We start from the raw sequence: 24,104 nt of genomic DNA on the forward strand, positions 1-24,104 counted from the left end.
GGTGAAAGTATGAGTAAAATGCGCGTATATGAATATGCGAAAAAACATAACATTTCAAGCAAGGATGTTATTACAAAATTAAAAGACATGAATATAGAGGTTTCAAATCATATGACTACAATTGAGCCGGCTGCAGTCCAGAAACTTGACGGAATCTTTATCAAGAATGACAGCCAGTCTCAAAAACAGAGCAAACCTCAAAGCCAGCAAAAACCGCAAGGGAATCAAAAACCGGCTTCAAATAATAGTGCTGTCAACACAACAGCTCCTAAAAGCAAGCCTCAGAATAAACCAGCCGAAAACAGAAACCAGGGACAGGGCAGCCAGTCCGGCAAAAGCTTCTCCGGAAATAACCGGGGCAATAGCAACAATAGAAACAATAATAACAACAACCGAAACAATAACCGAAACAACAATAAGAATAAAAATAACAAAGGAAAACAGCAGCAGCAGACTCATGTGGCCCCAGCTCCTAAAAAGGTGAAGGAGCTTCCTTCAAAAATTACTTTCAGCGAATCACTGACTGTAGCGGAACTGGCAAAGAAGCTGCACCGCGAACCTTCTGAAATCATTAAAAAGCTATTCATGCTGGGTGTTATGGCAACAATTAACCAGGATCTTGACAAAGATGCCATTGAGCTGATTGCAGGTGAATACGGTGTGGAAGTAGAAGAAGAGATACTGGTTGATACAACTGATCTTGAAGTATACTTCACAGAAGAAGAAAATGCAGAACTAGTGGAACGTCCATCTGTTGTAACCATCATGGGACACGTTGACCATGGTAAAACAACATTGCTTGACTCCATCCGCAACACGAAAGTAACAGCAGGAGAAGCAGGCGGTATCACTCAGCATATCGGAGCTTATCAAGTTGAAGAAAACGGCAAAAAGATTACTTTCCTTGATACTCCTGGACACGCTGCGTTCACGACAATGCGTGCCCGCGGTGCGAAAATTACCGATATTACAATTCTCGTTGTTGCAGCAGATGACGGTGTAATGCCGCAAACGGTTGAAGCAATCAACCATGCAAAAGCAGCAGAAGTGCCAATCATTGTGGCTGTTAACAAAATGGATAAGGAAGCAGCAAACCCTGACCGTGTTATGCAGGAATTGACTGAACATGGCTTGGTTCCAGAGGCATGGGGCGGTGACACAATCTTTGTTCCAATCTCAGCTATTAAAGGCGATGGAATTGATGAACTGCTTGAAATGATTCTTCTCGTAGGTGAAGTGGAAGAATACAAAGCAAATCCTGACCGCAATGCCGTTGGTACTGTTATTGAAGCACAGCTTGACAAAGGACGTGGTTCAGTTGCGACTCTCCTTGTGCAAAATGGTACATTGAAGGTAGGAGATCCAATCGTTGTCGGTAACTCATTTGGACGTGTACGTGCTATGGTTAATGATCTTGGCCGCCGTGTGAAAACTGCTGGACCTTCAACACCTGTTGAAATAACAGGTCTTAACGATGTTCCTCAAGCTGGTGACCGCTTCGCTGTCCTTGATGATGAAAAGACAGCCCGCCAAATTGGTGAAGCTCGTGCCCAGCAGGCATTGCAGGCCCAAAGAAACGAAAAGACAAGAGTAAGTCTGGATAACTTGTTTGAACATATGAAACAAGGGGAAATGAAAGACTTAAACATCGTTGTTAAAGCGGACGTCCAAGGTTCAGCGGAAGCATTAACTGCTGCGCTTCATAAAATTGATGTAGAAGGTGTTAATGTTCGTATCCTTCATACAGGTGTCGGTGCCATAAATGAGTCTGACATCACTTTAGCTGCAGCTTTCAATGCCATTGTAATAGGATTCAATGTCCGTCCTGACAATAATGCCAAACGGGCAGCAGATGCAGAAAATGTTGACATCCGTTTGCACCGCATTATCTACAAAGTAATCGAGGAAATTGAATTGGCGATGCAGGGTATGCTTGATCCTGAGTTCGAAGAAAAAATCATCGGCCAGGCTGAAGTACGCCAGACGTTCAAAGTTTCCAAAATCGGTACAATTGCAGGCTCGTATGTTACAGACGGAAAAATCACTCGTGATAGCGGTGTCCGCTTAATCCGCGATGGAGTTGTTATTTTTGAAGGGGAAGTTGACGCTCTAAAGCGATTCAAAGATGACGCTAAAGAAGTAGCCCAAGGCTATGAGTGTGGTATTACCATCAAAAACTTCAATGACGTTAAAGAAGGCGACGTTATCGAAGCATATATTATGGAAGAAGTGGAACGTTAATGATAATTGGGCTTGCAGCCTGTGAATGTATCATTTATGACACACATTCTTTGAAAGAAAAGCGGGCTGTTTTGCAGCGGATTTTAACCCGGCTTAAGCAAAAATACAATGTATCTGTATCTGAGGTGGACTATCAGGACCTATGGCAGAGGACAAAAATTGCCATAGTGTCCGTTTCGTCTACCCAGGTTTCAACGGAACGCGAGCTGCAAAATGCGCTGAAGATGATTGATTCGTTTCCGGAAATTGAACGGACAATTACAGATTTAGAGTGGCTTTAAGAAGAGGTGATATAGAATGAGCCTTAGAGCAAATCGAGTTGGAGAACAAATGAAAAAAGAACTGGGCGAAATCATCGGCCGGAAAATAAAAGACCCGCGGGTTGGATTTGTAACAGTCACTGATGTTCAAGTTACTGGGGATCTCCAGCAGGCAACTGTATTTATCTCTGTTCTGGGTGATGAGGAACAAAGGGAAAATACGCTTCGCGGGCTGGCTAAAGCAAAAGGCTTTATCCGATCTGAAATTGGCCAGAGAATCCGGCTGAGAAAAACGCCGGAAATTCTATTCGAATTTGATGAATCAATTGACTACGGAAACCGTATAGAATCATTGCTCCATCAAATTCAGGACGAAGGCCGTTCCAAAGATGAGGAACGCTCCAAAGAAGAAGATTAATGGAATGGATAGACAATTTGTCTATCCATTTTTTTCTAATTACAAAAGACAAGGTGGTATTTAATATGGAAGGAATTTTACCGCTTTTCAAACCAAAAGGAATGACATCCCATGATTGTGTCTTCAGGCTGCGGAAAATTTTGCGGATGAAAAAAATCGGCCATACAGGCACACTTGATCCTGACGTAACTGGGGTACTCCCAATCTGTCTCGGCAGAGCGACAAAGGTGGCTGAATACATAACAGATGCAGGAAAGTCCTATGAGGGAGAAGTCACAATAGGATTTTCTACGACAACAGAAGATGCCTCCGGAGAAGTCGTGGAGAGAAAAGATGTTGCAGCACCTATTTCCAGACATCAGATATTGGAAGTTCTTCGAAGCCTGACCGGGGAAATTACGCAGACACCTCCTATGTATTCAGCAGTAAAAGTGAATGGAAAACGCCTCTATGAATATGCAAGAAAGGGAATAGAAGTGGAACGGCCGTCCAGGAAAGTTACTATTTACTCTATCGAACTGCTCGATGACAGAGAAATGTTTGAGGGTGAGAATATTACCTTTCGTTTCCGTGTAGCCTGCAGCAAAGGAACATATATCCGAACGCTTGCTGTCATGATTGGGAGTGAACTGGGATACCCCGCCCATATGTCCGAGCTGGTTAGAATCCAGTCTGCCTCATTGACAATTGATGACTGTCTGACTTTTGAAGAAATAGAAGACAGAGCAGAGAAGGGGACAATGGCCGAGGTTCTCCGACCTATGGAAGCTGCGCTTTCTCATTTGCCGAAATTTCAAATAAGTGATAAAGTAGCAGAGAAAGTAAAAAATGGGGCTGTATTAACTATCCCTGATCATTTACTCGACACCAAGGGCCCAATCGCATTGGAAGCAATGGAAGGCCTTGTTCTGGCGATTTATGAGCATCACCCCAGCAAACCTGGGTTAATGAAGCCAGTAAAGGTGTTAAGGAATGATCAATAAGCACTCGTTATAAAGCTGTGCATTTTTATAGGTCCAGGCTCTGTAGAGAAAAGGTGAATTAATAATATGGAAGTTATTCATATACATCATCCCCATCGATTGGATAGAACCGGCATGCCTGAACTGGCAATAGCACTTGGATATTTTGATGGTGTTCATTTGGGTCATCAGAAAGTCATCCGTGAAGCAAAATCTATAGCTGAACAAAAAGGATTAAAAAGTGCTGTTATGACATTTGACCCGCATCCATCGGTTGTTCTGGGGAAAAGCGTTCAGCATGTGGAGTATATTACTCCTATTGAGGATAAAATTGCTATCATAGCGGATCTGGGCATCGATTATTTGTTTATCATCAATTTTACAAGGGAATTTGCAAACCTTCTTCCCCAGGAGTTTGTTGATCAATACCTGATTGGTCTTAATGCAAAGCATGTCGTAGCAGGCTTTGATTATTCCTACGGGCGGATGGGACGCGGCACAATGGAAACGCTGTTGTTCCATTCCAGAGATCAATTTGATTATTCGGTTGTTGCAAAGCTTGAAAAAGAAGACGAAAAAATCAGCTCTACGTTAATAAGGAAATACATCCGGGAAGGGAAAACAGCTGAGCTTCCCGACCTTTTAGGGAGATTTTATAAAACATCAGGAACCGTTATCCATGGTGATAAGAGAGGCCGTACAATCGGCTTTCCAACTGCGAACGTGGATGTTTCGGATGACTGCATCATTCCTCCGCAAGGTGTATATGCTGTGAGATTCTTAGTAGATGGCAGCTGGTATGAAGGTGTATGCAATGTTGGCTACAAACCTACCTTTAATAAGGAAAAAGGGGACAGGCCATCGGTTGAAGTCCATATTTTTGATTTCTCTTCAGATATTTATGGCAGGAAAGTTACGGTTGAATGGCATAGACATCTTAGAAGTGAAAGGAAATTTGCTGGCGTTCAGGATTTAATCGCCCAAATTGAGAAGGATAAACAGCAGACTGAGCAATATTTTGAGAAAAACAGGGTTTAGCCTTGCTTTTTGTCATAAAAAGTTGTATTCTAAGTAACGTACCAAATGAACCTTTGCTTGGCAAGTCGAGTCACCGACGCTTGCTCAGTAACAGGGGATTGAAAATTTAGGAGGTGAACCGGATGGCAATCACTAAAGAACGTAAAAATGAGCTAATCAATGAGTTCAAAACTCATGAAAGCGACACTGGATCTCCAGAAGTTCAAATCGCTGTCCTTACTGAAGAAATTAACAATTTGAACGACCATTTACGTACTCACAAGAAAGACCACCATTCACGTCGCGGTCTTTTGAAAATGGTTGGTAAGCGCCGTAACCTATTAACTTACCTTCGCAACAAAGACGTTGCTCGTTACCGTGAGTTAATCAATAAGCTTGGCTTACGTCGATAATCAACAGAAGCGGGATTTTTTCCCGCTTTTTTATTAGCTTTAAAAACTTGAATTTTGTTCCTAATCATGTACATACATAAGTTATTCTTATTTTAGCAAACAGAAAAATTGTGCATACTATAAGATGCCTAATTTTATTATGATTAAAGAGCATTTCATGCTTTTATATAAAACTGGACTGCTGGCAATGCAGAGCTCTTAAGCCTCTGCTGCTGTCATGGCAGGATTATCTGCAGCTTATGCAGGATAAACAACAATTGGAACGGACCAGGCAGAACTGACGCCTGTCCTTAAGTGAAAGCAGAGAGGGGTACAAATATGGGACAAGATAAACATGTCTACAGCCTTGAGTGGGCTGGGCGCAAATTGACCGTTGAGATTGGCCAGCTGGCTAAACAGGCTAACGGTGCGGTTTTAGTGCGCTATGGCGATACTGTAGTATTAAGTACTGCTACAGCATCAAAAGAACCAAAAAATCTGGATTTCTTTCCGCTGACAGTTAACTATGAAGAACGTTTATATGCTGTTGGTAAGATTCCGGGCGGTTTTATTAAGAGAGAGGGCCGTCCAAGTGAAAAAGCAATTTTGGCCAGCCGATTGATTGACAGGCCAATCCGTCCATTATTCGCTGACGGTTTCAGAAATGATGTACAGGTTGTAAGCATGGTGATGAGTGTGGATCAAAACTGCTCATCTGAAATGGCTGCAATGTTTGGGTCATCTTTAGCCCTTTCTGTGTCGGATATCCCATTCAGCGGTCCGATTGCAGGGGTCAGCGTAGGGCGCATTGATGGAGAATTCATCATTAATCCATCTGTGGATCAGGCTGAGAAGAGCGATATCAGCCTTGTTGTAGCCGGTACAAAAGACGCGATTAACATGGTAGAAGCAGGTGCAGATGAAGTGCCTGAAGAAACAATGCTTGAAGCGATTATGTTTGGCCATGAGGAAATCAAGCGCCTTATTGCTTTCCAGGAAGAAATAGCATCAGAAATCGGCAAAGAGAAAATGGAAGTTGTCTTATACCAGGTTGACCAGGACCTTGAGGCTGAAGTTCGCGGCATCTGTGAGAAAGAAATGATTCAAGCAATTCAGGTGCAGGAGAAGCATGCCCGTGAAGCTGCCATTAAAGCAGTTAAAGAAGAAATTACAGCTAAATATGAAGGTGAAGAAGCAGACGAAGACAAGCTGAAGCAAATCAGGCAGATCCTTGATAAAATTGTTAAAGCTGAAGTGCGACGTCTTATCACAGAAGATAAAGTTCGCCCGGATGGACGTGGATTGGATGTTATCCGCCCGCTATCATCAGAGGTAGGCATTCTTCCGCGCACACATGGTTCAGGTTTATTTACACGCGGACAAACTCAGGCTCTGAGCATTTGTACCTTAGGAGCTCTTGGCGATGTACAGATTCTTGATGGGCTGGGAATTGAAGAAGAAAAAAGATTCATGCACCACTACAATTTCCCTAACTTCAGTGTAGGTGAAACTGGACCAATCAGAGGGCCAGGACGCCGCGAAATCGGGCATGGAGCTCTTGGAGAACGTGCTCTTGAGCCTATTATTCCATCTGAAAAGGACTTCCCTTATACAATGCGCCTTGTATCTGAGGTATTGGAATCAAATGGTTCAACATCACAGGCAAGTATTTGTGCAAGTACTTTGGCTATGATGGATGCAGGTGTGCCTATTAAAGCGCCAGTTGCCGGTATAGCAATGGGTCTTATTAAATCAGGCGAGCATTATTCAATTCTGACTGACATTCAGGGTATGGAAGACCACCTGGGTGACATGGACTTCAAAGTGGCGGGTACTTCCAAGGGTGTTACTGCTCTCCAAATGGATATTAAAATTGAAGGCTTGTCACGTGAGATTCTTGAGGAAGCATTGCAGCAGGCGAAGAAAGGCCGCATGCAGATACTTGATTCCATGCTTAGCACTATTGGGCAGCCAAGAAAAGAGCTGTCTGAATATGCTCCTAAGATTCTGATGATGTCAATCAACCCTGATAAAATCCGTGATGTTATTGGGCCAAGCGGAAAGCAGATCAATAAGATCATTGAAGAAACAGGCGTTAAGATTGATATCGAACAGGATGGAACAGTATTCATCTCATCAGTAGATGAAGAGATGAATCAAAAAGCGAAGAAGATTATAGAAGATATCGTACGTGAAGTAGAAGTTGGACAAATGTATCTTGGCAAGGTGAAACGAATTGAGAAATTCGGTGCATTTGTTGAAATCTTCTCCGGTAAAGATGGATTGGTTCACATTTCTGAACTTGCTGAAGAGCGTGTAGGGAAAGTGGAAGATGTTGTATCCATCGGTGACGAACTTCTAGTAAAAGTTACTGAAATCGATAAGCAAGGCCGCGTAAACCTTTCCCGCAAAGCCGTTTTGCGTGAACAGCGTGAGCAAAAGGAAAAAGCACAGCAATAATACTAACCTCTATTTAGGAGAGAAGCATTTTGCGGGGCGAAATTTCCTGAAAGCCAGGGGAAACCCTGGCTTTTTACATATATGAATATCCATGGGCGTTTGCCCTATACAACATACCTTTGTAATACGCTTCCGTTCTACCTTGTCCCTTTGAATCATACTATGAATTGAAGGAGGCATGAAGAATGAGAAAGTTTATCCATATTGCTATCATGTTTGTTATGGCACTTGCTTTTATCAATAATCCTTTTACTGATCAGTATGTATCAGGCCTCAAACAGGAGACAGGAGCCGTAACGGTTTCCAAGGCTAAGGATTCACTTTATGAAGAGATTACAGCAAAAAAAGAGGAATACAGCATTCCTGCACAGGATGCTAAAATAGACCGTGTATGGAAAGCCATTCCAGGGCTTAACGGAATTGAAATAGATGTTGAGGCATCTTATAGAAAGATGAAATCAGAGAATGAGTTCAATGAAGATAAACTTGTATTTAAACAAATTGAACCGAAGGTGAAGTTAAAGGACCTCCCACCGTCACCTGTATATAAAGGCCATCCCGATAAACCGATGGTCAGTTTCATTATTAATGTGGCATGGGGAAATGAATATTTGTCAGGTATGCTGGCTACTTTAAAGGAACATAATGTGTCAGCAAGTTTTTTCCTTGAAGGAAGATGGGTAAAGAATAATCCGGAACTTGCCAGAATGATTATAGATGCTGGACATGAAGTGGGCAACCATTCGTATACTCATCCGGATATGAAAGTGATTTCTTCTGCAAAGACAAGGGAAGAAATCCAAAAGACAAATGATGTGATCGAAGCCACGATGGATGAAAGGCTGAATAAGCCCATTACTTGGTTTGCTCCTCCCAGCGGCAGCTATAGGGATGAAACAGTGAAGATTGCTGCTGAGAAGAACCTCGGCACCGTTATGTGGACTGTTGATACAGTGGATTGGAAAAAGCCACCCCCTGATGTCCTGATAAATAGGGTGTTATCAAAGGTCCATAATGGAGCACTGATTCTGATGCACCCTACTGAATCCACCGAAAAATCACTCGATAGACTTATAACAGGTCTTAAGCAGAAGAACCTGCAGATTGGAACAGTATCTGAATTGTTAAGCGAGAAGAGAATCCAGAATCGGGAAAATAATAATCAGGATTTTGGAAAAAATAACAATAATAATATAAACTAATGGAAGCATATGTCATTGGGTTTCAGAACAGGAGGAATTTATTTGATCAAGAAATATACATGCCAAAACGGAGTAAGAGTCGTTCTAGAAAACATTCCAACCGTCCGTTCTGTTGCGATCGGAGTATGGATCGGAACAGGTTCGCGAAACGAAATTCCTGAAAATAATGGAATCTCTCATTTCCTCGAGCACATGTTTTTTAAGGGAACGAAAACAAGATCAGCCCGGGAAATTGCCGAAAGCTTTGATAGCATTGGAGGCCAGGTGAACGCCTTCACATCAAAAGAATATACATGTTACTACGCAAAAGTACTGGATACCCATTCTGACTTTGCTCTTGAAGTGCTTTCTGATATGTTTTTTAACTCCACCTTTGTGGATGAGGAACTGAATAAAGAAAAGAATGTTGTTTACGAAGAAATCAAAATGTATGAAGACACGCCTGATGATATCGTACATGACCTTTTGAGCAAAGCAATCTATGAGAACCACTCTCTTGGCTATCCGATCCTTGGCACAGAAGGAACGCTGGCCACGTTCAATGGTGATACATTAAAACAGTATATGCATGAAACATACACACCTGAAAATGTAGTAATCTCCATTGCCGGAAATATCGAGGAGTCTTTCATCAAGGAAGTAGAAAAATACTTTGGATCCTATGAAGGCGGAAAGAGAGAAAGCTCTGAGCAGAAGCCTGAATTCCATTCAAACCATCTTGCGCGTAAAAAGGATACTGAGCAGGCACATCTTTGCTTGGGATTCGAAGGATTGCAAGTAGGGCATGAGGATATATACAATCTGATTGTTTTAAATAATATATTGGGTGGAAGCATGAGCAGCCGTTTATTCCAGGATGTTAGGGAGCAAAAAGGATTGGCATATTCTGTTTTCTCTTATCATTCTGCCTTCCAGGATAGCGGAATAGTGACGCTATACGGCGGAACAGGCGCTAAACAGCTGGACGTCCTGTTTGATACGATTCAGGAAACCCTTGCTACTCTTAAAAAAGAAGGCATTACAGATAAAGAGCTGAATAACAGTAAGGAACAGCTCAAAGGAAGCTTGATGCTTAGCCTTGAAAGCACAAACAGCAGGATGAGCCGAAATGGCAAAAACGAACTGCTTCTGGGCCGCCACCGTTCTATGGATGAAATTGTTGAGGAAATCGATGCAGTTTCCATGCAGGGAGTAAATAACATGGCGAATTCCATTTTCACAGATCAATACTCTGTTGCTTTAATCAGCCCAGAGGGAGAACTTCCAAAAAATCTTTAATAAATTTGTTGTGGGCCGTTTGCAAAAGCGGTGGACTAAAAACAGCCTGTTTTCCTGCAGGCTGTTTTCTTTTGTCTTGGACTTCTAAAACTACTGGCTGAACGATAAAAATATAGAGAAAGAGAAAAGAGGAGGGCAGATGATGAGATTAAGTGAGCTGAGCGGAAAGGAAATCGTGGATGTGAAGCGGGCGGAACGACTGGGGGTACTTGGGCAGACAGATCTTGAAATAAATGAAAAAAATGGTCAGATCCAGACCTTGCTCATCCCTTCATTAAAGTGGTTCGGCTTCAAGCGCCAAGGTGACGAAATCCGGGTTTCGTGGCAGCATATAAGGAAAATTGGCAATGACATGATCATTATTGATATTCCGGAAAATGCTGATCAGCAGGAATAGTCTTGAAAGAAGGGCCGATTAGGTCCTTTTTGTTTTTAGCTGTTTTTAGGCAATCTCCTTAATATCTTCAAAAATCCCCTTCCATAGCTGAACCATTTTCTTTTTAGTGGAAAACTCACCTATTGCCCCGTTCATACATAAGATGTTGAAGTAGTTCAATACACAATTCCATTATGGTTATTAGATGAATTGCCGGCCAAAAATAACGCCACATTTCGTTTAAGATAAATCTGCTTGTGCAATTGCTGTCTCGTGCCGCAGCTATTGTATAGTGGCGTTGCCGGTGCGAGGTTACTTTTTACCAGGAGTCATGCGGTCATTGGCTTCAAAAATATATGCTTTCTAAAAAGAAAGAAAAAAGAAGGTGAGTGTTGCATGCTGACAGGAACCCAAATAGCAGTCATCGGCGGTGATGCACGGCAGCTCGAAATCATCCGGAAATTGACTGAGCTTGATGCAAAGCTCTCATTAATTGGATTTGAGCAGCTGGATCATGCGTTCTCTGGTGCGGTAAAAGAAAAAATAGATGAAGTGGATTTTTCCAATATAGACGCGATTATCCTGCCTGTTCCCGGCACGGGTCTGGAGGGTCAGATCGAAACGATTTTCTCCAATGAAAAAGTGACTTTTGAAGAGGAAATTCTTTCGCAGACTCCAGCACACTGTACAGTTTATTCCGGCATAACCAATTCGTATTTAACAGGAGTTACTAAATCGGCAGACCGCCGTCTTGTGCAATTATTTGAACGGGACGATGTTGCTATTTACAATTCAATTCCAACAGTAGAAGGAACCATCATGATGGCTATCCAGCATACTGATTTCACTATTCATGGATCTAATATAGCCGTAATCGGCCTTGGCAGAGTAGGAATGAGTGTAGCAAGAACCTTTCATGCACTGGGTGCAAAAGTGAAAGTGGGGGCGAGAAAAAGTGAACACATTGCCCGGATAACGGAAATGGGTCTTACCCCATTCAACCTGAAAGAGATTGAGGATGCGGTAAAAGATGTGGATATTTGCATAAATACAGCTCCTCATTTAGTTGTAACAGCATCCGTCATTTCAAAAATGCCTACACATACGCTTATCATTGACTTGGCTTCAAAGCCGGGAGGAACCGATTTCCGCTACGCGGAAAAACGGGGAGTGAAAGCCCTGCTCGCACCAGGCCTGCCGGGAATCGTTGCTCCGAAAACAGCCGGGCAAATATTGGCGAATGTTCTTTCTCAATTGATTATGGAAGATTTGCAAAAGAGAAAGGGGAATTCAATATGAGTTTGAAAGGGAAAAGAATCGGATTTGGTTTAACAGGATCACATTGCACGTACGATGCAGTGTTTCCGGAAATAGAAAGGCTTGTTCTTGCAGGGGCTGAAGTGCTTCCGGTCGTTACCTTTACGGTAAAGAGCACTGAGACAAGATTCGGGAAAGGGGAAGACTGGGTTCAAAGAATTGAAGATCTGACTGGCAATAAAGTGATCGATTCAATTGTGAAAGCGGAGCCGCTTGGACCTAAGATTCCTCTGGATTGTATGGTGATTGCCCCGCTTACTGGAAATACCATGAGCAAGTTTGCCAATGCCATGACTGATTCGCCCGTACTGATGGCAGCCAAGGCAACCCTTAGAAACGGCAAACCAGTTGTGCTTGGTATCTCCACAAATGATGCGCTGGGTTTAAATGGGGTAAACTTAATGAGACTAATGGCTACAAAAAATATTTATTTTATCCCTTATGGCCAGGATGATCCTGTGAAGAAGCCAAATTCAATGGTAGCAAGAATGACAGCATTACCTGAAACAGTTCTTCATGCCATGGAAGGCAAGCAGCTGCAGCCTGTTTTAGTGGAAAGATATAAAGACGAAAATTAGCCCCCTATTTTTTCTAGCAAAAATTTTAGTCCTTTAGTGAGCGAATATGTTAGAATAAAGATTATTAAGATAACCAACCTCCAAGCTATGTTTAAAATAATATTAACCTCTTGGAGTAATGACAATATGCTGATAATATAAATGGAAGCCTGCCATCTTTAAAATCAGGCAGGAAAACGGCTGCCAATTGACTTTGGCTGCCGTTCTATTGAATTTTGGGCATATAGTTTTTTCACTAAAAAACTAATTTTGCTAGAAAAATATAATGGTACTGGAAGGGGAAAAGGAATTTGGAACAGAAAAAAGGATTTCATGTCGCGGTAGTTGGAGCAACTGGTGCAGTTGGCCAGCAAATGATCCAAACACTTGAAAATAGAGATTTTCCGATCTCTAAATTAACACTTTTATCATCAGCCCGTTCTGCAGGCTCGAAGGTAGCGTTCAAGGGCCAGGAGTATACGGTTCAGGAAGCAAAGCCAGAGAGCTTTAAAGGCGTGGACATCGCATTATTCAGTGCCGGAGGAAGCGTTTCCCAGGAACTTGCTCCTCATGCGGTTGAGCATGGTGCCATTGTGGTAGACAACACAAGTGCATTCCGTATGGATCCAAATGTGCCTCTTGTCGTACCTGAAGTAAATGAAGATGACCTTCATTCGCATAATGGCATAATCGCTAATCCAAATTGTTCTACGATTCAAATGGTTGTTGCCCTAAAGCCGGTAAAAGAGAAATACGGTTTGAAAAAAGTGATTGTTTCTACTTACCAGGCTGTTTCAGGTTCAGGAGCAGCTGCAGTTCAAGAGCTGAATGAGCAGACAAAAGCCATAATAAATAATGAAGAGTATGTGCCTGTCATTCTTCCTGTTAAGAGCGATAAAAAACACTATCAGATTGCTTTCAATGCGATTCCGCAAATTGATAAGTTCCAGGATAATGGCTACACATATGAAGAAATGAAAATGATCAATGAGACAAAGAAAATCATGCATATGCCCGAGTTGCAAGTGGCTGCTACATGCGTTCGTCTACCAGTGGCAACTGGGCACTCAGAGTCCCTTTATTTTGAAGTGGAAACTGACAGTGTGACTGCAAATGAAGTAAAGAGCCTTCTTGAAAATGCGCCGGGTGTTGTCCTGCAGGATGATCCGGATAACCAGATTTACCCAATGCCTGCTGATTGTGTTGGTAAAAATGATGTTTTTGTCGGCCGTATCCGCAAAGATTTGGATGAGGATAAAGGCTTCCATATGTGGGTGGTTTCTGATAATCTTCTTAAAGGGGCAGCATGGAATTCCGTGCAGATTGCCGAAAGCTTAATTAAACTTGGCATAGTGAAATAGTTAACGTATTCTCTTCATGTTGAGAGGTTAGAGGTGTTTTAATGAATATCATCGTTCAAAAATATGGGGGCACATCAGTCCGCGATGAAAATAGCCGCGAACATGCGCTTAAGCACATAAAAAAAGCGCTGGCTGATGGATATAAGGTTGTTGTCGTTGTTTCGGCGATGGGCCGAAAAGGCGATCCTTATGCAACAGATACACTGCTTGCGCTTGTACAAGGCAATAACAGCAAGATCAGCAGACGCGAAACGGATCTGCTTTTATCCTGCGGTGAAGTCATCTCAAGTATCGTTTTTTCAAACATGCTAAATGAACATGGAATCACAGCAGCAGCTCTAACAGGGGCACAGGCAGGATTTAGAACAAATAATGATCATACAAATGCAAAAATTATCGATATGAAATGCGACAGACTTTTGAAAGAGCTTGAGAATCAAGATGTTATCGTTGTCGCGGGATTTCAGGGTTCTTCTAAAACTGGTGATGTCACAACGATCGGAAGAGGCGGCAGTGATACCTCCGCAGCGGCTCTTGGCGCAGCCCTAAATGCTGAGTGGATTGATATCTTTACAGATGTGGAAGGCATCATGACTGCTGATCCGCGCATAGCTGAAAATGCACGTCCATTATCAGTTGTCACTTATACGGAAGTCTGCAATATGGCGTATCAGGGTGCAAAGGTGATTCACCCTCGTGCTGTCGAGATTGCCATGCAGGCCAAAATTCCGATCAGAATCCGCTCAACCTACTCCGACAGTCTCGGAACACTTGTCACAACATTAAATAAAGACAGGCGCGGTACAGATATTAAAGAGCGTTCGGTAACAGGAATTGCCCACGTTTCCAATGTCACACAAATAAAGGTTCTTGCGAAGAAAGATCAATATGATCTTCAGTCTGAGGTCTTTAAAGCCATGGCAAACCAGGGGATCAGCGTTGACTTTATCAATATATATCCAAATGGCGTCAACTACACGGTTACGGAAGAAATGACGGATAAAGCGATTAGTATTCTTAAAGGTCTGGGTCACGATCCGCTGGTTGAAAGAGAGTGCGCAAAGGTTTCGGTTGTCGGTGCAGGAATGCAGGGTGTTCCTGGCGTGGCTTCACGAATCGTGACGGCATTGTCCGAGCAGGGAATCCGCATCCTGCAATCTGCAGACAGCCATACAACAATATGGGTTCTTGTAAAGCAGGCAGATTTGATAAAGTCTGTTAATGCATTGCACGATGCTTTTCGCCTGGAAGAAGAATTGGCAGAGTATGAGAGAAAAGACATTTAATCTTAGAAATCTTAGAAAAATATCATGTTTAAAAAGGGGAAGAAAGCCCTTCAGGGGGTAACGACTGACTTGCATCTTAATCGGCAGATCCGCCCGTGTCTTCCCGGTCTTTTAAACATCTGCAAGGAGTGTAAACATGATTCTATTTGGCCGAGTATCAACAGCAATGGTAACGCCATTCGATCATAAGGGACATATTGATTTCCCTAAAACGACACAGCTTATCAATCATCTTATAGAAAATGGTACAGATTCATTGGTCATTGCCGGAACTACCGGCGAGTCGCCAACACTGACAAAAGAGGAAAAGCTGGCATTATTCAAACACGCAGTGAAGGTGGCTGACAAACGTGTGCCTGTTATTGCCGGCACTGGAAGCAATAATACGTACGAATCCATTGAATTAACGAAAAAAGCAGAGCAAATTGGTGTAGATGCCATCATGATTGTAGCACCTTATTATAATAAGCCAAATCAGGAAGGGCTCTATCTGCATTTCAAGGCAATTGCGGAAAGCACGAGCCTTCCAGTAATGGTTTATAATATTCCGGGACGCTCATCCGTCAATATTTTACCTGAAACGATCATCCGCCTTTCGGAAATCCCTAACATCGCTGCTGTTAAAGAAGCAAGCGGAGATCTGAATGCAATGGCAAAAATCATTGCCAATACGGATGATGACTTCATGCTTTACAGCGGTGACGATGGCCTTACTCTTCCCTGCATGGCAATTGGCGGAACTGGAATCGTATCTGTCGCTTCCCATGTGATTGGCAATGAAATGCAGGAGATGATCACAGCTTACCTGAATGGTGAAAATGAAAAAGCTGCAAAGATCCATCAGCGAATTCTTCCGATCATGGAAGGCCTTTTTGCTGCCCCAAGCCCAGTGCCTGTAAAAACAGCGCTGCAGCTTAAGGGGCTCGATGTCGGATCCGTCCGTCTTCCAATGGTTCCGTTGACAGAACAGGAACGCAGCGCAGTTGCTGACCTATTTAAATAATTGCTTGCCAACCAGTGTTTTGCTGGTTGGTTTTTATTTTTTAAGGGGTTCATTAGGCAGCCTCAACTTTTCCCATGTATAAATTTGGTTGTCATGGTTTTATGACTTCAAGTATAATATGGATAACTGATCTTGATCGGCTGAACATGCATGGGAGGATACGTACATTGAAAAAGAGACAGAATGAAAGCATCAAGCTAGCAGCACTCGGAGGAGTCGGAGAACTTGGGAAGAATATGTATTTGGCAGAGGTGGATGAGGAAATATATGTTATCGATGCCGGATTAATGTTCCCTGAAAATGAAATGCTCGGAATTGACATCGTTATACCGGATATTACATATTTAGTTCAAAACAAGGAAAAAGTGAAAGGGATTTTTCTGACACATGGACATGAAGATCACATTGGCGGGCTGTCTTATGTGCTGACAAAGGTCAATGTTCCTGTCTATGGAACAAAGCTGACTCTGGCACTTGCCAAAGCCAAAATGAAGGAACAGGAATACAAAGGCAAAGCGCAGTTTATTGAAATTAATTCAGACACCAAAGTGGAATTTGATTCGGCAGATGTAACTTTTTTCAGGACTTGCCATAGCATACCGGATAGTGTCGGGGTGGCTATCCATACGTCCGAAGGTGCGATTGTGTATACAGGAGATTTCAAATTCGATCAGGCATCGACTGCCTTATACAAACCTGAAATCGGCAAAATGGCGCGCTTGGGGGAAGAGGGAGTTCTTTGCCTTCTATCTGACAGTACAGAAGCAGAAAAGCCGGGATACACCAACTCAGAATCGAAAGTGGCCAGAGAGATGACAGCCGCATTCTATGCAGCAAAGGGGAGAGTCATTGCTGCTTCATTTGCGTCTGACTTAATCCGTATACAGCATATTTTTGATGCTGCTATGGAAACGGGCAGGAAAGTGGCAGTGGTCGGGAGAAGTCTGCAAAAGATCTATGATATTGCCATGCAGCTTGGTTATTTACAGGTAGGGGAAGATGTGATTATACCTGTCGCTGAAATCGGGAAATACAGGGAGGACCAAATCGTTGTACTTACCACAGGTACTCAGGGGGAGCCAATAGAGGCCCTTCAAAAAATGGCGAAGCAGTCTCACAGACAGGTGAATATAAAGAAGGGTGATACCGTTTTACTGGCGGCATCCCCTTTAAGAGGAACAGAGGTATTAATTTTTAAAACGATCGATATGCTGTTTAGAGCGGGAGCTGAAGTCATTCCTGGGAAGGGAACTTTTAATACCTCCAGCCATGGCAGCCAGGAAGAACTTAAATTTATGATTAATCTGATGAGCCCAAAATTCTTCATCCCGGTTCATGGGGAATACCGAATGCTGAAAGCGCATGCTAACATTGCCATGGACTGCGGATTATCAGGCGGACAAATTTTCATCCCGGATAAAGGTGATGTAGCAGAAATTAAGGATGGTGCAATCGTTCCCGGAGGAAAAATTCCTTCAGGAAATGTGCTGATTGATGGGATCGGTGTTGGCGACGTCGGAAATATCGTATTAAGGGACCGAAAGCTGCTATCGCAGGATGGAATCTTATTAGTGGTGGTCACTCTCAATAAAAAAGAAAAGAAAATATCCGCTGGCCCTGAAATTATTACTAGAGGTTTTGTATATGTCAGGGAATCAGAAAAGCTTCTCGAGGAAGCTGTAAAAATCGTGAGGGAAGCTGTAGAGCAGAACCTTGCCAGAGAATCCTTTGACTGGTCCGGCATTAAGCAGGATATGCGTGACAGCCTGAATCAGTATCTGTATGAAAAAACAAAACGCAGACCAATGATCCTTCCAATTCTTATGGAGGGATAACAATAAAACACAGCCCGTCATTCAATGCCGGGCTGTGTTTTTTACGCTCACTCTTCAGCAATAAAGCGCATGAAAAAGAATCCCGCGTTCATACTAACAATATATTGCTTGAAGGGAGAAATAAGGATGGAAAACGATTTGAAAAATAACCGCAATGAGAGCGGGGAAGGGCAAGAACAGCCGAAAGAGGATAAACCGTCTGCCCTTATGGAGAAGATTCAGCAGCTTGGACAGACGAATGTGCCGCAGCTGTCCCAGGACTCCAAAATTCATTGCTTGACCATTGTCGGACAAGTAGAAGGACATCTGCAGCTTCCGCCGCAAAATAAAACAACAAAATATGAACACTTAATTCCTCAAATTGTTGCGATTGAGCAAAACCCAAAAATAGAAGGTCTTTTGGTCATTTTAAATACAGTAGGCGGTGATGTGGAAGCCGGGCTGGCAATATCAGAAATGCTGGCTTCTTTATCAAAGCCAACCGTCTCCATTGTCCTGGGAGGAGGCCATTCCATTGGTGTGCCTATTGCTGTGTCATGCGATTATTCATTTATTGCAGAGACGGCTACGATGACCATCCACCCGATCAGACTGACTGGCCTGGTAATCGGTGTGCCGCAAACCTTTGAGTATATGGATAAAATGCAGGATCGGGTAATTAATTTTGTAACGAAGCATTCAAATATTTCGGAACAGAAATTTAAAGACCTGATGTTTGATAAAGGCAACCTAACCAGGGATATTGGTACAAACGTGGTCGGCAGGGATGCTGTTGAATATGGCCTGATTGATGAAGTAGGCGGGGTAGGGCCAGCGCTGGCAAAGCTGAATGAGCTTATTGATATGAATAAACCTAAAGAAGAAGTGATGGTTCAATGATCCTTTATACCATGATGCCACAGGAACTCATTTATCAAAATGAGCAGGATGATTTTGGAAAACAGAAAATTGTGTCATATGAAGGAATTCCCCTCCTAGTGGAAATGAATGCAGGACAGGAATGCCGTATCTTAAGAATAATGAGCAGTGACCCCTCCCATTATATGGATGAAAGATATACTCCGGGGTCCATGATCACTTTAACTCAGTAAAACTGAGAAATACATTCAAAAAACAACTTAATTAAGAATCGATATGATATAATAAAAGTAATTTTAGAAGCAGCCAAAAAATGGCTGCTTCTTCTTTCATAGCTAACATGATGTATTACATAATGGGATTTTGATGATGATGTTAATAAGAACAATGATAAGGTGATAATATGGCCAAAAGAAAGAAAAGAAAATCTAAAAAGAGCGAAACACTAAAACGGACAATGAAATTTGAATTAATAGGACTTACAATGCTGGCACTTGGGATAGTAGCATTAGCTAATTTTGGCAGAGTAAGTGATTGGACTGTATTGTTTTTCCGTTTCTTTTTCGGGAACTGGGATATTATAGGCATAATAGGTATGATGCTATTTGGGACCTATCTATTGTGGAAGAGGACTATACCTCTCCTCTTTACATCCAGATTATTTGGGATTTATTTAGTAATAGGAGCAATTCTTATACTTAGCCATACGAACTATGTTGAATTAATAACTACTGATGGAAGAACAAATAATCCGAGTATCATCAAACATACATACGAATCATTTGTCATGATTAAAAATGGGGAAACAAGTTCAGACCAATTAAATGGAGGTATGATAGGAGCAGTTCTGCTAGCAATTCTCTACTATTTATTTGATGTATCGGGATCTAAGTTTATTTCTTTTATAATGATTATAATTGGTTTTATTTTAATCACTGGTAAGACATTTGGCGAAACTATTGGGAAGTTTTTTAATCTGGTAATAACCTTTATTAAAAAACAGTGGTTTGGTTTTGTTGATGACTGCAAAGGATGGATACAGAATCTAAAAGATAAAAGTGAAGAGAGAAGGTCACAAAAGGAAGAAAGACGTGCCCAAAGAGAAGAACAGCAGGCTCTCCGGGATGAAGAAGAACCTGACACTGTCATAACCATCAATCATACTCCTGAACCGGCACCAGAACCGATTATTTCAAGCTTTGCCGAAAGAGCTTATCAGGAGGATCCCAGGGAAGCAGCTTCTAATCAGCCTCAGGAAGAAGCAGATACTGAGCCGGAGGATGTGACTGCGCCGCCAATTGCGTTTACTGAAGTGGAAAACAAAGACTATGAGCTGCCGCCAATCAGACTATTGAAATTGCCAAGGCAAACCGATCAAAGCGGTGAGTATGAGCTTATCCATGCGAATGCTGCTAAGCTCGAAAGAACGTTTCAGAGTTTTGGGGTTAAAGCGAGAGTGACACAGGTTCATTTAGGACCGGCTGTTACAAAATATGAGGTGCACCCCGATGTTGGGGTAAAGGTAAGCAAAATCGTTAGTCTCAATGATGATTTGGCCCTGGCACTGGCAGCTAAGGATATCCGGATAGAAGCACCAATTCCCGGTAAATCTGCCATTGGAATAGAGGTCCCTAACTCTGAAGTGGCCATGGTTTCTCTAAGGGAAGTAATTGAATCCAAGCAAAATGACAAACCGGACTCCAAGCTTCTGATCGGGCTTGGCCGTGATATCACCGGGGAAGCTGTCCTCGCAGAACTTAATAAGATGCCCCACCTGCTTGTTGCCGGTGCGACAGGAAGCGGGAAGAGTGTGTGTATTAACGGAATCATTACCAGCATTTTGATGAGGGCAAAACCTCATGAAGTAAAATTAATGATGATCGATCCTAAAATGGTTGAATTGAATGTATATAATGGGGTGCCGCATTTGCTGGCGCCGGTTGTGACAAATCCGAAGAAAGCAGCCCAGGCGCTGCAAAAAGTCGTCAGTGAGATGGAAAGGCGCTATGAGCTTTTCTCCCATACCGGCACAAGAAATATCGAAGGATACAATGAGTATGTAAAAAGGCATAATGCCGAAGAGGAAGCACAGCAGCCCCTTCTGCCTTACATTGTGGTCATAGTGGACGAGCTTGCAGATTTAATGATGGTAGCGTCTTCTGATGTCGAAGATGCCATCACGCGCCTTGCTCAAATGGCAAGGGCAGCAGGCATCCATTTAATCATCGCAACCCAGCGTCCGTCAGTAGACGTTATCACAGGTGTAATAAAAGCGAATATACCATCAAGGATTGCATTTGCCGTGTCATCCATGACGGATTCCAGAACCATTTTGGATATGGGCGGAGCGGAAAAACTTCTGGGAAGAGGAGATATGCTCTTTCTGCCTGTAGGTGCTTCCAAGCCAGTCCGTGTACAAGGTGCCTTTCTGTCTGATGAAGAAGTCGAAGAGATTGTGGATTTCGTCATCGGTCAGCAGAAGGCACAATATCAGGAAGAGATGATTCCAGAGGATATTCCTGAAGCGGCAGGAGAAGTGGATGATGATTTATATGAAGAAGCTGTTGAATTGATTCTGGAAATGCAGACTGCTTCTGTATCCATGCTCCAAAGGAGATTCAGGATCGGCTATACCAGGGCTGCAAGGCTGATTGATGAAATGGAAGCCAGGGGCATTGTCGGTCCATATGAAGGCAGCAAGCCTAGAGCTGTGCTGCAGGGCAAGCCTTCGGAAGAAGCAAGTTCTTAAATTTTATAAGAATAACACATTAAAAAATGGCCAGTCTTCGGACGGTCGTTTTTTAATGTTTTTGAGAGATATATAACCAAAAATTGACGTCAATAAAAAAAGGTATCGGAATATGCCATACTACTAAAAACGCTTACATAAAATGAAAGAGGTATGGTACTTTCAACTCATCATAAAATAAGATTTTTTGCCAGGTGCATTTATCACTAAAAACCAAAATGTAATCGTTTTCAAAGTAGTATTATACCAGAAAAAAGGAATTGGTACAGAGGGATTCACAAACATTTTGTTCTTTTCACCTTTTTTCGACAAATTGATAAATTTCTATTTCTTTATTGGGTAAAAAGTGTTATAGTATTTTCGATTAGTAGGAATGATTGAACATCAGAGGTCTGATGTCTTGAGAACTGAAGTTGGAGGAACCCTGCATGTCTATTAAGTCAGATAACCGGCATTTATATTTGCAAGTCATCGATCGATTAAAACAAGACATTGAAGATGGAGTGTATAAAGAAAAAGAAAAACTTCCGTCCGAATTTGATCTTGCCAAACAGCTTGGTGTTAGCAGAGCTACACTGCGGGAGGCGTTGCGCATTCTTGAAGAAGAAAACGTAATTATCCGCCGTCACGGTGTAGGCACCTTTGTCAATGCAAAGCCGCTTTTTACATCAGGCATCGAACAGCTTAATAGTGTCACAAATATGATTTTGCAGGCAGGGATGAAGCCGGGAACCGTTTTCTTAAGTTCTGTAACTATGGGACCGACTGAAGACGATATCCGCAGATTCTCATGTTCGTTAGACCAGGAGATTGCTGTGATTGAGCGGGTAAGAACTGCAAATGGTGAACCGGTCGTTTATTGCGTGGATAAAGTTCCTGAGAATATTCTTCCAGACACATTTTCCCACGAACAAGAGTCGATCCTCAACATGCTTGAAGAAGAGGCAAACCGGAAAATCACCTATGCTGTTGCCCAAATCGAGCCTATCGGCTATCACGAGAAAATTTCACCTATTCTGGAATGTGACCCGGAAACCGCATTGCTTGTATTGAAGCAGATGCATTTCGATGAAGCGGATACTCCGATTCTCTATTCGGTCAATTATTTCAGAGCTGATAAGTTCAGTTTCCATGTCCTCAGAAAGAGAATCTAGCTTTGGGGGGATACACGAAAACACAATCACTCATTCCGCTAATGCAAAAACAATTTCTTAGGGGGTACCAACCTTGAAAAAGCGTAAATTTGGATTGGCGCTATCTTTAGTTCTTGCTGCTGGAACGATTCTCGGTGCTTGCGGCAAAAGTGAAGAAAAAGGCGGAGAAACAGCTGGCGGAGACGAAAAAGAAAAAGCATTCTCTGTAGCAATGGTAACAGATGTCGGCGGTGTAGATGATAAATCATTTAACCAATCTGCCTGGGAAGGTTTACAGGCATTTGGTGAAGAAAATGGCCTTGAAAAAGGAAAAGGCGGATTTGACTACCTTCAATCACAGTCAGATGCTGACTATTCTACAAACCTTAATACATTAGCTCGTCAAGATTTTAATCTTGTTTTCGGTATCGGCTTCCTAATGGAAGGCGCGATCAATGAGATTGCTCAACAGCAAAAGGATGCGCATTTCGGTATCGTTGACGCAGTTGTCGATCAGCCAAACGTAGCAAGCATCATGTTCAAAGAGCAGGAAGCTGCATTCCTTGCAGGTGTTGCTGCTGCCAAAGCAACTAAAGAAAACAAAATTGGTTTCATCGGCGGTATGGAAATTCCGGTTATCGAGCGTTTTGAATCTGGATTCCTGGCTGGTGTTCAAGCGGTAAACCCTGATATTAAAGTAGAAGTTCAATATGCTGGAGCGTTTGATAAAGCTGAATTAGGTCAGACAATTGCTTCGAAAATGTACTCTTCTGGCGTAGACGTAATCTTCCATGCTGCTGGCGGAACAGGCAATGGTCTATTTAAGGAAGCTCGTGACCTTAAAAAGAAAGACCCGGCAAGAGAACTTTGGGCAATTGGTGTTGACTCAGACCAGACAGCTGAAGGTGTAGTTGAAATCGATGGCAAAGAGCACAATGTAATCCTTACATCTGCACTTAAGCGTGTTGACAATGCTGTTAAGGACCTTTCTACAAAGGCAAAAGACGGCAGCTTCCCTGGCGGAGAAACGACTACGTACGGATTGGCTGAAGACGGTGTAGGCCTTGCTCCTATCAATCCGGAAGTAGCTGCAAAAGCAGAAATCGAAGGTGCAGTTAAAGAATGGCAGGAAAAGATCAAGAGTGGTGACCTGACTGTTCCATCTACAAAAGATGAACTGGCTTCTTTCTCAGCTGAATAATTAACTTACAAGGAATAAGCAGGTTGCACTGCGGCCTCTTATTCCTTTTTTTAAAAAATTAAAATTTTAATTGAAGGACAGAAAGAATTCTGTATTTCACTTAGATTTTTAATGCCTTTATATTATTCAATTCTTTAAGGGGAACTTGGCGTTTTGGCCAGGTTTTTCTAAGAATTGCCAAGGTCTGACCTCTTACTA

Annotated in this window: 21 protein-coding genes; all 21 read left to right on the forward strand. The window is 42.5% G+C overall.

The window, feature by feature from the left end; genetic code table 11:
• Nucleotides 1–9: 9 nt before the first annotated feature.
• The gene (gene infB, locus ACXAD1_RS08045) at nt 10–2,241 is read left to right on the forward strand and encodes a translation initiation factor IF-2 (protein ID WP_474909793.1); all 2,232 of its coding nucleotides are present in this window, start codon (nt 10–12) and stop codon (nt 2,239–2,241) included.
• A complete protein-coding gene (locus tag ACXAD1_RS08050; RefSeq protein ID WP_206836503.1) occupies nt 2,241–2,522 on the forward strand; it encodes a DUF503 domain-containing protein in 282 nt (93 codons plus the stop codon). The genes infB and ACXAD1_RS08050 overlap by 1 nt, the downstream gene beginning before the upstream one ends.
• A gap of 16 nt (nt 2,523–2,538) precedes the next feature.
• Nucleotides 2,539–2,919, forward strand: coding sequence for a 30S ribosome-binding factor RbfA (gene rbfA, locus ACXAD1_RS08055; RefSeq protein ID WP_370222687.1), 381 nt, complete (start codon nt 2,539–2,541; stop codon nt 2,917–2,919).
• A 65-nt stretch (nt 2,920–2,984) separates the two neighbouring features.
• Nucleotides 2,985–3,902: a tRNA pseudouridine(55) synthase TruB gene (gene truB, locus ACXAD1_RS08060; RefSeq protein WP_474909794.1), complete on the forward strand. Its 918-nt coding sequence runs from the start codon at nt 2,985–2,987 to the stop codon at nt 3,900–3,902.
• Nucleotides 3,903–3,968: 66 nt separating this feature from the next.
• Nucleotides 3,969–4,919: a bifunctional riboflavin kinase/FAD synthetase gene (ribF, locus tag ACXAD1_RS08065; protein WP_474909795.1), complete on the forward strand. Its 951-nt coding sequence runs from the start codon at nt 3,969–3,971 to the stop codon at nt 4,917–4,919.
• Between the two features lie 122 nt (nt 4,920–5,041).
• The gene (rpsO, locus tag ACXAD1_RS08070) at nt 5,042–5,311 is read left to right on the forward strand and encodes a 30S ribosomal protein S15 (protein ID WP_009330698.1); all 270 of its coding nucleotides are present in this window, start codon (nt 5,042–5,044) and stop codon (nt 5,309–5,311) included.
• 318 nt (nt 5,312–5,629) lie between these two features.
• On the forward strand, nt 5,630–7,750 hold the full coding sequence (pnp, locus tag ACXAD1_RS08075; protein ID WP_370222691.1) for a polyribonucleotide nucleotidyltransferase: 2,121 nt from the start codon (nt 5,630–5,632) through the stop codon (nt 7,748–7,750).
• Nucleotides 7,751–7,935: 185 nt separating this feature from the next.
• Nucleotides 7,936–8,952, forward strand: coding sequence for a polysaccharide deacetylase family protein (locus ACXAD1_RS08080; protein ID WP_206836516.1), 1,017 nt, complete (start codon nt 7,936–7,938; stop codon nt 8,950–8,952).
• A 42-nt stretch (nt 8,953–8,994) separates the two neighbouring features.
• On the forward strand, nt 8,995–10,230 hold the full coding sequence (locus tag ACXAD1_RS08085) for a M16 family metallopeptidase (RefSeq protein ID WP_206836519.1): 1,236 nt from the start codon (nt 8,995–8,997) through the stop codon (nt 10,228–10,230).
• A 142-nt stretch (nt 10,231–10,372) separates the two neighbouring features.
• Entirely contained in the window at nt 10,373–10,627 is a 255-nt protein-coding gene (locus ACXAD1_RS08090) for a YlmC/YmxH family sporulation protein (RefSeq protein ID WP_206837657.1), read from the forward strand.
• Between the two features lie 375 nt (nt 10,628–11,002).
• A complete protein-coding gene (gene dpaA, locus ACXAD1_RS08095; RefSeq protein ID WP_370222693.1) occupies nt 11,003–11,905 on the forward strand; it encodes a dipicolinic acid synthetase subunit A in 903 nt (300 codons plus the stop codon).
• A complete protein-coding gene (gene dpaB / locus ACXAD1_RS08100; protein WP_206836525.1) occupies nt 11,902–12,501 on the forward strand; it encodes a dipicolinate synthase subunit B in 600 nt (199 codons plus the stop codon). The genes dpaA and dpaB overlap by 4 nt, the downstream gene beginning before the upstream one ends.
• A gap of 290 nt (nt 12,502–12,791) precedes the next feature.
• The gene (asd, locus tag ACXAD1_RS08105; protein WP_474909796.1) at nt 12,792–13,841 is read left to right on the forward strand and encodes an aspartate-semialdehyde dehydrogenase; all 1,050 of its coding nucleotides are present in this window, start codon (nt 12,792–12,794) and stop codon (nt 13,839–13,841) included.
• A gap of 41 nt (nt 13,842–13,882) precedes the next feature.
• Nucleotides 13,883–15,127 carry an aspartate kinase gene (gene dapG, locus ACXAD1_RS08110; RefSeq protein ID WP_206836529.1) on the forward strand — a complete coding sequence of 415 codons (1,245 nt, stop codon included), beginning with the start codon at nt 13,883–13,885 and terminating at the stop codon, nt 15,125–15,127.
• Nucleotides 15,128–15,263: 136 nt separating this feature from the next.
• Nucleotides 15,264–16,130, forward strand: a complete 867-nt coding sequence (dapA, locus tag ACXAD1_RS08115; RefSeq protein ID WP_206836532.1) for a 4-hydroxy-tetrahydrodipicolinate synthase — start codon at nt 15,264–15,266, stop codon at nt 16,128–16,130.
• Nucleotides 16,131–16,297: 167 nt separating this feature from the next.
• Nucleotides 16,298–17,965: a ribonuclease J gene (locus ACXAD1_RS08120; RefSeq protein ID WP_206836535.1), complete on the forward strand. Its 1,668-nt coding sequence runs from the start codon at nt 16,298–16,300 to the stop codon at nt 17,963–17,965.
• Between the two features lie 126 nt (nt 17,966–18,091).
• Entirely contained in the window at nt 18,092–18,844 is a 753-nt protein-coding gene (locus tag ACXAD1_RS08125) for a ClpP family protease (protein ID WP_206836540.1), read from the forward strand.
• Complete coding sequence (locus ACXAD1_RS08130) at nt 18,841–19,056, forward strand: YlzJ-like family protein (protein ID WP_206836543.1); 216 nt, start codon at nt 18,841–18,843, stop codon at nt 19,054–19,056. The genes ACXAD1_RS08125 and ACXAD1_RS08130 overlap by 4 nt, the downstream gene beginning before the upstream one ends.
• Before the next feature lie 170 nt (nt 19,057–19,226).
• The gene (locus ACXAD1_RS08135) at nt 19,227–21,572 is read left to right on the forward strand and encodes a DNA translocase FtsK (RefSeq protein WP_474909797.1); all 2,346 of its coding nucleotides are present in this window, start codon (nt 19,227–19,229) and stop codon (nt 21,570–21,572) included.
• Between the two features lie 428 nt (nt 21,573–22,000).
• Nucleotides 22,001–22,726, forward strand: a complete 726-nt coding sequence (locus ACXAD1_RS08140) for a GntR family transcriptional regulator (protein WP_113881995.1) — start codon at nt 22,001–22,003, stop codon at nt 22,724–22,726.
• A 73-nt stretch (nt 22,727–22,799) separates the two neighbouring features.
• The gene (locus tag ACXAD1_RS08145) at nt 22,800–23,906 is read left to right on the forward strand and encodes a BMP family lipoprotein (RefSeq protein WP_206836549.1); all 1,107 of its coding nucleotides are present in this window, start codon (nt 22,800–22,802) and stop codon (nt 23,904–23,906) included.
• Nucleotides 23,907–24,104: the final 198 nt, after the last annotated feature.

The organism is Cytobacillus sp. ABV4_503, from assembly GCF_056158445.1.

Coding starts and splice junctions, on each gene's coding strand:
- infB (WP_474909793.1), top strand. CDS start 10: ATGAGTAAAATGCGCGTATATGAATATGCGAAAAAACATAACATTTCA.
- ACXAD1_RS08050 (WP_206836503.1), top strand. CDS start 2,241: ATGATAATTGGGCTTGCAGCCTGTGAATGTATCATTTATGACACACAT.
- rbfA (WP_370222687.1), top strand. CDS start 2,539: ATGAGCCTTAGAGCAAATCGAGTTGGAGAACAAATGAAAAAAGAACTG.
- truB (WP_474909794.1), top strand. CDS start 2,985: ATGGAAGGAATTTTACCGCTTTTCAAACCAAAAGGAATGACATCCCAT.
- ribF (WP_474909795.1), top strand. CDS start 3,969: ATGGAAGTTATTCATATACATCATCCCCATCGATTGGATAGAACCGGC.
- rpsO (WP_009330698.1), top strand. CDS start 5,042: ATGGCAATCACTAAAGAACGTAAAAATGAGCTAATCAATGAGTTCAAA.
- pnp (WP_370222691.1), top strand. CDS start 5,630: ATGGGACAAGATAAACATGTCTACAGCCTTGAGTGGGCTGGGCGCAAA.
- ACXAD1_RS08080 (WP_206836516.1), top strand. CDS start 7,936: ATGAGAAAGTTTATCCATATTGCTATCATGTTTGTTATGGCACTTGCT.
- ACXAD1_RS08090 (WP_206837657.1), top strand. CDS start 10,373: ATGAGATTAAGTGAGCTGAGCGGAAAGGAAATCGTGGATGTGAAGCGG.
- dpaA (WP_370222693.1), top strand. CDS start 11,003: ATGCTGACAGGAACCCAAATAGCAGTCATCGGCGGTGATGCACGGCAG.
- dpaB (WP_206836525.1), top strand. CDS start 11,902: ATGAGTTTGAAAGGGAAAAGAATCGGATTTGGTTTAACAGGATCACAT.
- dapG (WP_206836529.1), top strand. CDS start 13,883: ATGAATATCATCGTTCAAAAATATGGGGGCACATCAGTCCGCGATGAA.
- dapA (WP_206836532.1), top strand. CDS start 15,264: ATGATTCTATTTGGCCGAGTATCAACAGCAATGGTAACGCCATTCGAT.
- ACXAD1_RS08125 (WP_206836540.1), top strand. CDS start 18,092: ATGGAAAACGATTTGAAAAATAACCGCAATGAGAGCGGGGAAGGGCAA.
- ACXAD1_RS08130 (WP_206836543.1), top strand. CDS start 18,841: ATGATCCTTTATACCATGATGCCACAGGAACTCATTTATCAAAATGAG.
- ACXAD1_RS08135 (WP_474909797.1), top strand. CDS start 19,227: ATGGCCAAAAGAAAGAAAAGAAAATCTAAAAAGAGCGAAACACTAAAA.
- ACXAD1_RS08140 (WP_113881995.1), top strand. CDS start 22,001: ATGTCTATTAAGTCAGATAACCGGCATTTATATTTGCAAGTCATCGAT.